General features: G+C 69.8%; 8 protein-coding genes. 1 reads left to right on the top strand and 7 read right to left on the bottom strand.

Annotation, left to right across the window (positions count from 1 at the left end; all coding sequences use genetic code 11):
* Positions 1-3: 3 nt before the first annotated feature.
* On the bottom strand, positions 4-1,473 hold the full coding sequence (locus ACZ7G3_RS15725) for a hypothetical protein (protein WP_470926029.1): 1,470 nt from the start codon (positions 1,471-1,473) through the stop codon (positions 4-6).
* 121 nt (positions 1,474-1,594) lie between these two features.
* On the opposite strand from ACZ7G3_RS15725, the gene qcrB reads away from it, so the two are divergent.
* Positions 1,595-3,208, top strand: a complete 1,614-nt coding sequence (qcrB, locus tag ACZ7G3_RS15720; RefSeq protein WP_470926027.1) for a cytochrome bc1 complex cytochrome b subunit — start codon at positions 1,595-1,597, stop codon at positions 3,206-3,208.
* On the opposite strand, the gene ctaF is transcribed toward qcrB, so the two are convergent.
* The 6 genes from ctaF to ACZ7G3_RS15690 all read right to left on the bottom strand — a co-directional run bounded on the left by ctaF (position 3,136) and on the right by ACZ7G3_RS15690 (position 12,071).
* The gene (gene ctaF, locus ACZ7G3_RS15715) at positions 3,136-3,594 is read right to left on the bottom strand and encodes an aa3-type cytochrome oxidase subunit IV (RefSeq protein WP_470926026.1); all 459 of its coding nucleotides are present in this window, start codon (positions 3,592-3,594) and stop codon (positions 3,136-3,138) included. The two genes, qcrB and ctaF, sit on opposite strands and share 73 nt — an antisense overlap.
* A complete protein-coding gene (gene ctaD, locus ACZ7G3_RS15710) occupies positions 3,591-5,291 on the bottom strand; it encodes an aa3-type cytochrome oxidase subunit I (protein ID WP_426598032.1) in 1,701 nt (566 codons plus the stop codon). The genes ctaF and ctaD overlap by 4 nt, the downstream gene beginning before the upstream one ends.
* 284 nt (positions 5,292-5,575) lie before the next feature.
* Positions 5,576-8,374 carry an alpha/beta hydrolase gene (locus tag ACZ7G3_RS15705; RefSeq protein ID WP_470926024.1) on the bottom strand — a complete coding sequence of 933 codons (2,799 nt, stop codon included), beginning with the start codon at positions 8,372-8,374 and terminating at the stop codon, positions 5,576-5,578.
* Positions 8,375-9,499: 1,125 nt separating this feature from the next.
* Entirely contained in the window at positions 9,500-10,513 is a 1,014-nt protein-coding gene (locus ACZ7G3_RS15700) for a TerC family protein (protein ID WP_426598034.1), read from the bottom strand.
* Between the two features lie 77 nt (positions 10,514-10,590).
* On the bottom strand, positions 10,591-11,637 hold the full coding sequence (locus ACZ7G3_RS15695) for an SPFH domain-containing protein (RefSeq protein WP_426598035.1): 1,047 nt from the start codon (positions 11,635-11,637) through the stop codon (positions 10,591-10,593).
* A gap of 2 nt (positions 11,638-11,639) precedes the next feature.
* The gene (locus ACZ7G3_RS15690) at positions 11,640-12,071 is read right to left on the bottom strand and encodes an NfeD family protein (RefSeq protein WP_426598036.1); all 432 of its coding nucleotides are present in this window, start codon (positions 12,069-12,071) and stop codon (positions 11,640-11,642) included.
* Positions 12,072-12,143: the final 72 nt, after the last annotated feature.

Raw genomic sequence — 12,143 nt, 5'->3', positions numbered from 1 at the left:
GGGTCAGACGCCGGCGGATGCCAACACTTCGGCCACGGATATCTCCGAATCGGCCCGCGCCCGCGCCGCTCCGTATCTCTCCAGCTCCCTCCTTTCTTCCGCGTAGTGTTCCGCGTAGTCATCCACCCCGGAGAAATTGAAGGAGAAGGACGAGATCGATGAGATGAAGCTGCCCCCCGGAGACCAGACAGCCGTCACATAACGTGGCTTGCGTGTCACATTGATGAGATTGTTGTTGTGCCGCACCCTTCCTCGATACACGAGCTGACTCCCGCATACCGCCGGTTCGCAGTGGTAGCGCGGGTCACCATCGCTCCACGAAGGGTGAGGGGAGCTGAACTCCTCCACGTCGAGCCTCCCGCGATCCTTTCTCATGTACGAGATCTGCACATCGACGCTCACCGTGTCGTACCCGACGTTCCGGGGCAGCTGGAATATACGCTTCAAGGCGTACTCCTGCCCGACGTCGAGCGAGTTACCGGGGCGCTGGAATCTTCCACTGCTGATCGTGGTGTACTCGAGTTGGTCGACGTAGAGCTCGGCCTCCCCCTCGGCCGCCCCCTGTCTGCCGACACTCTCCCTCCACTCCGCCACCAGGCCCTCCTCCTTCAGGGAATACAAGGCGACCCTGCCGCGGACCGTGTAGATGTCGTTGATGATGTACACCGGGATACCTCCGGTGTTCTTCATGTAGAGCGTCAGCGGGACATGTACGAAGGGAAGATCGTTACGGTCCTCCCAGGCCTTCCCGAATTCCGCTTTCAAGGTGAAGTGCATGGGGGCGGCCGCAGGCTGGTACATGGTGGAATATGCAAGGCTGACAGCCGTCAGGACTGCCGTGGCAAGCACTCCGGCCGCGAATCTCTTGGGTTGCGGTACCCCCTTCCACGATTTGTTGCGCACAAGAAGAAACACTGCCCATATGGACCAGAAAAAGGCAGGCAGATAGACCAGCAGGTAGCGCGTGTACTCCCGTTCCTCGAACCAGAGAAGGAGAAGGAGCCCGTCGGTGGCGAACACGATGATCGCCCCCAGCAGCACAACCGCCCCGGAAGCCCTGACATGTCGCCTCCCCCAGTAGTCCAGTGCCGCGATCGCCGCGATTCCCAGTACCACACCCGAGAGGACGAACAGCACTCCGGTGATCCGTTGAGCGAAGGTGAGGGCCCCCGAGGCGTCCGGCCATCCGATGACTGCGCTGAAAACCATGGAAACGAGCAGCCCGGCCGTCATGAGTGACATGATCGAGCGCCTTCTCCAGGCATGGTCGGGCCAGGTCCTGCTGTCACCCCCGCGCCAGCATATGGATGCCGGATCGTCCAGATCCATGCTTTCCGGATAACCGAGACGGCCGAGTTTTCTGCGCAGCTCCGACGATGACCAGGCACTGCCGACCGTCTCGCCGTCGATGGTGATACGGCGAAGACCGCGGCTGTCCGGCGTCTCCACGACGACCCATGGACGGATGCTCATGCCCTCAGACTCGAACCTGCCCCGGCATCGTGCACGTGGAGCCACCCCAATGGGTTCCGGCGGACCGCGCCTGGTCCGGGCGTAGTTTCCGCGGCACGGGCACCGGGGAACCCATGCCGCCGTGCTGGCGAAGAGGAGAAGGGCCCGCGCGGGTGTGCGGGCCCGCCACTGGGCGGAACGCACCGTCGACCGTGCCGACGGGCGGCTCCCCGTCTCCGAGGGCGGGGGGCTGCTGCGCAAGGCCTTCCCCGAGCACTGGTCGTTCCTCCTGGGCGAGATCGCCCTCTACAGCTTCGTCGTGCTGCTGCTGACCGGTGTCTGGCTGACGCTGTTCTTCAAGCCCTCGATGACGGAGGTCGTCTACGACGGGTCGTACGAGCCGCTGCTCGGGCTGAGCATGTCGGAGGCGTACCGCTCGACGGTGGACATCAGTTTCGACGTGCGGGGCGGGCTGCTGATGCGGCAACTGCACCACTGGGCGGCCCTGGTGTTCCTGTCCGCCATCGGAGTGCATCTGCTCCGGGTCTTCTTCACCGGTGCGTTCCGCCGGCCGCGTGAGGCGAACTGGCTGATCGGCGTGACGCTCTTCCTGCTGGCGCTCGTCGAGGGCTTCGCCGGCTACTCGCTCCCCGACGACCTGCTGTCCGGCACGGGGCTGCGCATCGCGCAGGGCATCATGCTGTCGATCCCGGTGGTGGGGACGTACATCAGCATGTTCGCCTTCGGCGGCCAGTATCCGGGCGAGGACATCGTCCCGCGGCTGTATTCGCTGCACGTCCTGCTGGTCCCGGGGCTGCTGCTGGCACTGGTGACGCTCCATCTGGTCCTGGTCTTCCACCTCAAGCACACCCAGTGGGCGGGGCCCGGCCGCACCGACCGCAACGCGGTGGGCAAGCCGATGTTCCCGCAGTTCGTGACCAACTCCACGGGCCTGTTCTTCATGGTCTTCGGCGTCCTGACGCTGCTCGCGGCGGTGGCGCAGATCAACCCCATCTGGGCGTACGGGCCTTACCGGCCCGACGTCGTCTCCTTCGGCTCGCAGCCGGACTGGTACGTCGGCTTCCTGGAGGGTTCGCTGCGGCTGATGCCGCCGTTCGAGACGGCGGTCGCCGGTCACACCGTCATGTGGAACGTCCTGGTGCCCGCCCTCGTGCTGCCGGGCGCTCTGTTCGCGGTGCTGTACGCCTACCCGTTCTTCGAGCGCTGGGTGACGGGTGACCACGGGGAGCACCATCTGTGCGACCGGCCCCGGGACAAGCCGGTGCGGACCGGGCTGGGCGTCGCCGCGATCGGTTTCTACGCGGTCCTGCTCCTGGCCGGCGGCAACGACATCCTCGCCCACGTCTTCGACGTCTCGGTGAACCTGCTGACCTGGGTGTTCCGGGTCTCCCTGGTGCTGCTGCCGCCGATCGCGTTCATGGTGACCAGGCGCGTCTGCCTGGCACTGCAGGAACGGGAGCGCGAGCGGCTGGCCGAGGGCCGGGAGACGGGCGAGCTGCGGCAGACCCTCGCGGGCGGCTACGCGGAGAGCCACGAGCCCCTCGACGCCGAGGAGCGGTACGTGCTGCGGTCGCGCAGGGAGCCGGAGCCGCTCGCGCCCGCGGCCGTCGACGGGGACACTCCGCACGTGGGGAGAGTGCGCGCGACGCTCAGCGAGTGGTACTACGGCGACCGGGTCGACGCCGACGAGGCGGCGCCGGAGCCGGAGTCCTCCTCGGGCGAGTTGGGACGGTGAGCCTCCCGGCCGGCGTACTGGAAGACGAGGCCGAGGACGGCGAGGGCGAGCAGGCCGAAGCCGATCAGCGCGAGCCACAGGCCGTAGACGATGCCGAGCGCGAGGACGACGGCGCCCAGTGCGACCGTGACGGGCCAGGGGCTGTGCGGCGGGAAGAAGTCCAGCGGGCCCGCGGTCTCCAGGACCTCGGCGTCACCGCGGTCCTGCGCCCGCAGCCCGCGCTTGCGGTACTGCACGTGCAGGAAGAACGCGACGAGCGCGGCCATCAGGAAGGCCACGGTCAGGGCGGCGGTGCCGGCGGGCTCCTCGGAGAACCAGCCGTAGCCGGCCGCGGTGACGGCGAAGAAGGCCGCCACGCCGGTGAACAGACGGGCTTCGGTCCTCACTGCTCGTTCCTCCGCTCCTTCCTCTGCTCGTGCCGCTGGTCGTGCCGGCCGATGTCGGGGTGGTGCAGGTCGAACGCCGGGGACTCGGAGCGGACCCGTGGCAGCGACGTGAAGTTGTGCCGCGGGGGCGGGCAGGTGGTGGCCCATTCGAGGGAACGTCCGTAACCCCAGGGGTCGTCGTGCTCCACCTTCGTGCCGTACTGGCGGGTGCGCCACACGTTGTAGAGGAACGGCAGGGTGGACAGGCCGAGCAGGAAGGCGCCGATGGAGCTGACGGTGTTCAGCGCGGTGAAGCCGTCCGCGGCCAGGTAGTCGGCGTAGCGGCGCGGCATGCCCTGCTCACCGAGCCAGTGCTGGACGAGGAAGGTGGTCTGGAAGCCGACGAAGAGCGTCCAGAAGTGGATCTTGCCGAGGCGTTCGTCGAGCAGCTTGCCGGTGAACTTCGGCCACCAGAAGTAGAAGCCGGCGAACATCGCGAAGACGACCGTGCCGAACAGCACGTAGTGCAGGTGGGCGACGATGAAGTACGAGTCCGTCAGGTGGAAGTCCAGGGGCGGGGAGGCGATGAGGACGCCGCTCATGCCGCCGAGCAGGAACGTCGTCAGGAATCCGGTCGACCACAGCATGGGTGTCTCGAAGGACAGCGAGCCGTACCTCATCGTGCCGATCCAGTTGAAGAACTTCACTCCCGTCGGCACCGCGATGAGGAACGACATCAGGGAGAAGAACGGGAGCAGCACCGCACCGGTGGCGAACATGTGGTGGGCCCACACCACGGCGGACAGCATGGTGATCGCGATGGTGGCGCCGACCAGGCTGACGTAGCCGAAGATCGGCTTGCGGCTGAACACCGGGATGATCTCGGAGACGATGCCGAAGAACGGCAGCGCGACGATGTACACCTCGGGGTGGCCGAAGAACCAGAAGAGGTGCTGCCACAGCAGCGCCCCGCCGTTCGCCGCGTCGAAGATGTGCGCGCCGAACTTCCGGTCGGCCTCCAGCGCGAGCAGCGCGGCGGTGAGCACGGGAAAGGCGGGCAGCACCAGGATCGACGTGAACAGCACGTTCCAGGTGAAGATCGGCATCCGGAACATGGTCATGCCGGGGGCGCGCAGGCACAGGATGGTGGTGATGAAGTTGACCGCGCCGAGTGTGGTGGACACACCGGTCACCACCAGGCCCATGGTCCACAGGTCTCCGCCCGTGCCGGGGCTGAACACCGCGCTGTTCAGCGGCGCGTAGGCGAACCAGCCGAAGGCCGCCGCTCCCTGGGGTGTCAGGAACCCGGCCACCACCATCAGGCCGCCGAACAGGTACAGCCAGTACGAGAGCGCGTTGAGCCGGGGGAACGCCACGTCCGGGGCGCCGATCTGCAACGGCATGACCGCGTTGGCGAACCCCGCGAACAGGGGGGTCGCGAACAGCAGCATCATGATGGTGCCGTGGACGGTGAAGAGCTGGTTGTACTGGTGCGCGGTGAACAGCTGGAGCCCGGGGCGGGCCAGTTCACCGCGCATCAGCAGGGCGAGGACGCCGCCGAAGAGGAAGAACCCGAAGGACGTCGTCATGTAGAGATTGCCGATCACCTTGTGATCGGTCGTCGTCGCCCACCGGGCCAGCGCCCGCCCGAGCGTGCGGTTCGTCCGCTGCCGCGCCGGTGCCCGGCGCGGCGGCTCCGTCCTCCTGTCCACCGCCATGCGGCGGAGGGTACCCACGCGCCGCGGGCCCGGGCGTACGGCCACGCCGCGGCCGGCGTCGGGCGTCAGGCGTCCGGCCCCTCCCCCGTACGGAAGCCGTCCTCGGTCGCCGCGGCAGGCTCGGCGCACCCGGGCCCGCCGGTGACGAGCGGTTCCGCACCCGTCCCGACCGCGTGACCCGGTGCGGTGCGGACGTCGGGGTACCCGCCGGGTGGCTCGGCCGATCACGGGCCCGGGCCGGGCGGCGCCGGGTCCGGGCCCGCGTGCGGGGTGTGGGCTGCGGGCTACGACGCGTCGAGCACGGTGCCGGTCAGCACCGGGCCCAGCGGTTCGCCCTCTTCGTCCCAGCTCTGGAAGCCGACGTACTCCGTGGGCTCCGTGACCTCGTCGCCGATCGTGGGCACCGTCACCTCGGCGGCCGTCTCACCGGGCGGGACCGAGGCCCACAGCGAGAAGTACTCCAGCCGGGACAGCGGGACCTCCCCGTCGGGGACGTCCCACGCGTTGCTCAGCAGCCAGTCACGGTCGACGTCCTCGGTGGACAGTTCGGGACGGGCGTCGTCCGGCACCGCCGTCAGCGTCGTGCCCAGATCCACGTCGGCGGGCTCGGACAGCGAGACCCGCCAGCGCAGCGGCTGCCCCTCGGTCACCGTGCCGGCGACCGGCGTCACACTGACCTCGGGCATCGGGTCGTCGTTCTCGACCGTGACGCCGCCGGCGTACGAGCCGACGACCGAGCCCCGCACCGCCTTCACCAGCACGTCGTGGGAGGTGTCCCAGGCGTACCGTTCGTTGCCCTCCACCCGCACGGTCACGTCGATGCCGGGGCTGCCGGGGCGGACGGTGACCAGGCGGTGCTCGGCGGATCCGGTGGCCGGGTCCGTGACGTACATCCTGACCGTGCCGCCGCCCTTGCCAAAGACGCGCACCGGCACCTGGTAGGTACGCACGCCCGAGTCGCCCTCCTCGACCCTGGTCCGGCCGACGTCGACCCGGGCCAACGGGGCCGGCCGTACCCGGGGCGTGCCCGGCTGCCACGCGAAGGCGTCCATCAGCCAGGCCTGGCCCGAGTGGGAACGCGGCGTCAGTTCCAGTGTGGTGACGCGGCGCAGGTCGACTCCGGCGCGGCCGGCGGCGGCGAGCGGTACGCGCAGTTCCTGCGCCCAGTAGGAGGCGGTGCGTGCGCTGCCGGGAAGTCCGTCGGCGCGGACCTGGCCGAGGGTGGCACGCCTGCCTTCGGTGTCGGTGACGGAGACGTCGAGCCGGGTGCCGGTGCTGCCCGGCGGCACGATGACGCGCAGGGCCAGGCTCTTCGCGCCCTTCAGGGAGACGGGGGCGCCGGGCCGGACACGGGTCGCGGTGCCCGGTGCGGACCAGTCCAGGGCGATCGCGCCGCGGCCGGCCTCGCGTTCCGGCTGCCAGTGCGCGAAGTGCGGCGAGGAGCCGCGCGCGTCGTCGCCGAGGCAGGCGGCGCCCGGGTCGGGGTCGATCGCGGAGCACAGGCGTCCGCCGGTCACCGTCACCCCACCGTCGGGCAGGAATCCGGCGCCGCGGCCGGCACCCACCGCGTGCGTCAGCACCCGTGCGGGGTCGGCCGAGGGGGCGCGGCGGCCGGTGCCGTCGATCAGCTCGCGCACCCGGTCGTCACCGGCGACGAACAGCCGTGCGGCGGCGGCGATGTAGGTCGCGCCGGCCCGGTGCTGCTGCTCGGCGGTGAGCCGGGTGGGGCTGCCCACGGAACAGACCGGGTCGGGGTCCTCGGGGTCGTCCCAGAAGTCGTCGCTCGCGGGCGCCTGGGCCTGGCCGGGCGTCCACTCGCTGTTGAAGTAGTTGTGGTTGGCGCCGGTGATGTGGACGGCGCTGTGCAGCGCCCGGCCCCGGCTCACGCCGCGGGTGCCGTCGACGTAGAGCTGCCCCTGGAGGTCGGAGACGTCGCCGTCGCAGCCCGGCAGGATCGTCAGTGACGGCACGTCGGGTACCGGGTTCTGACCGAAGGCGGTGGGGCCGATGAGTACGGTGCCGCGGATGTTCCAGCGGGCCCGTGCCGGGTGGCCGTCCTGGCTCGCGGGCGGCGGGTAGAGGCTGTCCATGGCGGCCCGGTCGACGCCTTCGCCACCCCGTGAGTGGCCGACGAGCAGGACACGGGACAGGTCCGCCTTCGGTCCCCGGCGTACGGACGTCGGCGCGGTGCCGGGCTCGGCTGCCCAGTCCGCCCAGCGTGCCAGGTGCGAGCGCACCAGCGAGGAGCGGGCCTGTGCGCCGCCGTCCTCGACGTCTCCGTCCTGACCGTTGATGCCGTTGGCCGAGATCGAGACGGTCACATAGCCCTGGGAGGCCAGCAGCTTCTGGTCCTCCAGGTAGCCGCGGTGGCTGGGGATGGGACGGGCGCCGTCCGCGCAGGGCCAGTCGATCGTGACGGCCTCGTCGCCCTCCCCGGGGACGTAGCAGGTGGCGTGGCGGCCGTGCAGGAACAGGGCGAGCGGGCGCTTGCCGGTCGCCCCCTTCGGCGCGACGACCAGGCCCTCCATCTCGACCGGGGCTGGGAAGCCGGGCAGTCGGACCGGGTCGAGTGTGTACTCACCGGTGGTCGTGGCGAACCGGCCGGGTCTGCCCGGGTCGACGGTGCCGGCGGGGAGCCGGGGCGGGAGTTTCGCCGGCGGCGAGCCGGAGGGGCGGCGCTCGCGGGCGGCGACACCGGGTTCCTCGTCCAACCGGCGACCGGCGGCCACGACGTGCAGGTCCGTCAGCCCGTTCAGGGCAGTCGGTTCCGTGCCGTCCAGGGCCAGGCGGAAAGTCCTGCCGTCCTCGTCCGGTTCCGGTACGCCGAGCAGGCGGCCGTCCGTGCGGAACTCCACCCGTGCGTCGCCGGGCGGGACGGCTCTCGGGGAGCGCCACTCCAAGGCCCTCCCCCCGTCGGTGCCGGTGATCCGCCAGCCGGGCGGCAGGTCGGCGTCGCCCATCGGTGCCGCCTGGCCGGAAGGGGCGCCGGACGGTTGCGGCCGGGCCTGGGCCGCGGCGGGCGCCACTCCCACCACCGTCAGCACCGCTAACGCGGCGGCCCATGTCTTTCGAGCACGTATCAAGAATCCGCTCCTCAATACCTCGGGTCGGGGCTCCGCCCGTGCGGACGCCCCCCGTGGGAGGAGGTAAGGAAGATCCTCGGGGTTGCCTGTGGGGCGTCATCCGCCGCCCGTGCCGCCGATCCCGTCGGCACTGCCCGTCCCGTCGGCCGCACGGGGCTCGCCCGTCGGGCAGTCGTGGCTGGACCGGCCCGCCGGTGCCGCAAGGACCTCCTCGGCGTCGGAGCGACCGGCCTCACGCGGCGTCGCCGAGACGGAAGAGGCCAGAGAGGAAGAGCCGAGGCCGGGGCCGGAAAGGCTGAGGAGAAGGAGAAGGGCCCGGACCCCGGCCCGGTGCCGTCAGCGGGGGCGGGCGGGGCTGGACGGCCGACGGGGGGGCGGGCCTCCGACGGGCGTCCGGCGACAGGTCCGGCTTCCGGGTACGGGCTCGCCACGGCGGAGGCGGTGGACGACATCCGCGGCCGGCACGGTCTGGACACCGGCGGCCAGGTCAACTGCACTGCGACGTGCGCCAGGAGGTCAGTCAGCTTGGGACGGTGGCTGCCGGCCGCGCGGTACTACGCGGAGGATGACGTGATGTCCTACCAGGACCGACGTCTGGCTCTACGAACGACCGCGACGGCCGGCCCGTCCCCTTCGCCGGGCCCGCCGTCGGCTGGGCGCAGACCCGTGCACGGCGGCGAGCGGTGCCGGGGTGGCGCGGACGGGCGCGCGGCACGGGGCCGGCACGGCACGGTGCCGCGTACGGCGACGGCCGGCGGGCCGGGCAGCCGTCGGCCGGTGGGAGGTCGTGGCGGCGGCCGCGTCCCGCGCCGAACCGGGGTGAGCGACGTCGGTCAGGTGCGGGCGTCGCAGTCGGGGTTCCGGCAGGTACCCCGGTACCAGACCGGAACGTAGATCCCGAGAGTCTTGTGCCGTTTGACCTCCGCGGGAACATGGTGGCCGCAGGACGGGCAAACGTGCCCGCGTTGCACCTCGCTCTGCCGCGTTGCGGTCTGCGTCGTTCTGGTCTGCCGCGTGTGACTGCTCATGGTTCTCACGTCCACGCCGGGAGGGGCTTCGGGAAAGGTTTTGCTCCCACTTTACGTTCATATGTCCGCCAGGAACAATCGGTACCGAGTCTGCCCCTCACCGGGAGTCCTGCTGCCGTCCCCGGGGTGGCGTGAGGGCCTCCTCCCCCTCGGGACCGCCCGCTTCCCCGCCCGCCGCGCCGGGAGGACGCCGAAGGCTCAGGATCACCGATGCCGCCAGCACCACGACGATGACCGCCAGGCTCACCGGGGACGGGATCTCCGGCACGGACGGGCTGACCATCTTGTGCGTCGCCTGGAGGATGAGCTTGACGCCGATGAACCCGAGGATGATCGCCAGGCCCTTGCTCAGGTAGTGGAAGCGGTCCAGCAGCCCGGAGAGCATGAAGTACAGGGCCCGCAGCCCGAGGATGGCGAACGCGTTGCTGGTGTAGACGATGAAGGCGTCATCACTGACGGCGAGCACGGCCGGCACGCTGTCCACGGCGAAGATGAGGTCGGCCGCCTCGATGGCGGCGACGACGGCGAGCAGCGGCGTCGCCACACGCTTGCCCGCTTCCTTCACGAAGAACTTCGGCCCCGCGTAGGTGTCACGCACCGGAACGACTTTGCGCAGGAGCCGGACGGCGAAGCTGCGGCCCGGGTCGAAGCTCTCCTCCTCTCCCTTGAGGATCTTGTAGACGCTGTAGAAGAGGATGGCCGCGAAGACGAACAGGACAGCGGTGAACCGGCTGACCACGGCCACGCCTGCGGCGAGGAAGACGCCCCGGAACACCAGGGCGCCGATGACGCCGAAGAAGAGGACCCGGTGCTGGTAGGCGCGGGGCACCTTGAAGTAGGCGAAGATCAGGGCGAAGACGAAGAGGTTGTCGACCGAGAGGCTCTTCTCCAGCAGCCACGCGGTGGTGTACTCCGTGCCCGCCGTCCCCCCGAGGACGAGGAAGACGACCGCTCCGAAGACGAGGGCGAGCCCCACCCACAGCCCGCTCCAGGCTGCCGCTTCCTTGAATCCGATGACATGAGCACTGCGGTGGGCCAGCAGGTCGACGACGAGCGACACGACCACGGTGGCGACGAAGGCTATCCAGAGCCAGTACGGCACATCGAACATGCGGGCCTCGCAATGATCAGCCGGCAGAACACCCGTGTCTTCGAGTGTGCCCTACCCGACGACGGACGGGGCGGTCGTCACCCGTCCTCGGTCACCGGGCGGGGGCGCAGCGCCTCGGCCGTCACACCGTTCGCCCTGGCCGCGTCGGCGAGGGCCTGGGCGGCGGCCTCCGCGGCCTGCGCCGTGTCGTTGGCGGCCTGGGCGACGCCCTCGTCGGAGGGCTTCTCCCTGGTGGCGGGTGACTGGGGCAGGGCTTCGGTGAAGGCGCGGGACACCCCCTGGAGCGCGGAGGTGACCTCGCTGGGGATGACCCAGAAGGTACTGCCCGAACCCTGCGCGAGCTGAGGCAGCACCTGGAGGTACTGGTAGGCGAGGAGCTTGGGGTCGGGGTCGTTGCGGTGCACGGCCTGGAAGACCTCGTCGATGGCCCGGGACTGCCCCTCGGCCTTGAGGATCTCGGCGGTACGGTTGCCCTCCGCGCGCAGGACCGCGGCCTGCTTGTCGCCCTCGGCGGTGAGGATCTGCGACTGACGCTGCCCTTCCGCGCCGAGGATCGCGGCCCGCTTGTCCCGCTCGGCCCGCATCTGCTTCTGCATGGCGTCCTTGATGGACTGCGGCGGGTCGATGGCCTTGATCTCCACCCGGTTCACCCGCAGCCCCCACTTGCCGGTGGCCTCGTCGAGCACCCCGCGGAGCTGGCTGTTGATGGTGTCGCGTGAGGTGAGGGTCTTCTCCAGATCCATGGACCCGACGACATTGCGCAACGTGGTGACGGTGAGCTGCTCGACCGCCTGGAGGAAATTCGCGATCTCGTAGAAGGCCGCACGCGGATCGGTGACCTGGAAATACAGCACAGTGTCGATCTCGACGACCAGATTGTCCTCGGTGATGACCGGTTGCGGTTTGAAGGAGACGACCTGTTCCCGCAGATCAATCATCGGATAGACGCGGTCGATGTACGGGATGACGAGGTTGAGGCCGGGTTTCAGCGTGCGAAGGTAGCGGCCGAGCCGTTCGACATTGCGGGCGCGGGCCTGGGGCACGATGCGTACCGCCCGTACCACGGTGAAAACCGCGAGAAGCGCGACGATCACACCGGCGACGAGAAACGCCGAGGCTTCCATGGTCACTCCCGGGGATAGACGAGGGCGGTGGATCCGCTGATCTCCATGACGTCGACGGTTTTTCCGCGAGGAATCACCAGCGTCTCGTCGTAGGAACGGGCCGTCCATTCCTCACCGCCGATGCGGACCCTGCCCTCCCTGTCCGTCACCTCGGAGACGACGTAGCCGGCCTGGCCGACCAATGCGTCCACACCGAATCGCTCGGTCTGGGGCCGGAGGACGTGGCGGAGTGCGATGGGGCGCACGAAGAGGACGGTGAACGTGGCGACGACGGTGAACACCAGGAACTGGAAAGGCGGTGAGAGTCCGGCCGCCGCGGATCCCGCCGTGATCAGCGCGGCCGCACCCAGCATTCCGAGCGCGGCGGTGAGGGTGAAGATCTCCGCCACGATCAGAACGGCCGCGACGATCAGCCAGATCAGCCATGGATCCATTACGACCCCCTCCTGGAAGGTGCGGGTGCGTGAATGGCCGAACGTATACCTCTACGGTTACCTGCTTACAGG

This window comes from Streptomyces sp. NPDC037271 (genome assembly GCF_055603605.1).
Note: the sequence above shows the minus strand (reverse complement) of the source record. Positions and strands in the feature narration are given on the sequence as shown.

Coding starts and splice junctions, on each gene's coding strand:
- ACZ7G3_RS15725 (WP_470926029.1), bottom strand. CDS start 1,473: ATGAGCATCCGTCCATGGGTCGTCGTGGAGACGCCGGACAGCCGCGGT.
- ctaD (WP_426598032.1), bottom strand. CDS start 5,291: ATGGCGGTGGACAGGAGGACGGAGCCGCCGCGCCGGGCACCGGCGCGG.
- ACZ7G3_RS15695 (WP_426598035.1), bottom strand. CDS start 11,637: ATGGAAGCCTCGGCGTTTCTCGTCGCCGGTGTGATCGTCGCGCTTCTC.
- ACZ7G3_RS15690 (WP_426598036.1), bottom strand. CDS start 12,071: ATGGATCCATGGCTGATCTGGCTGATCGTCGCGGCCGTTCTGATCGTG.
- ACZ7G3_RS15700 (WP_426598034.1), bottom strand. CDS start 10,513: ATGTTCGATGTGCCGTACTGGCTCTGGATAGCCTTCGTCGCCACCGTG.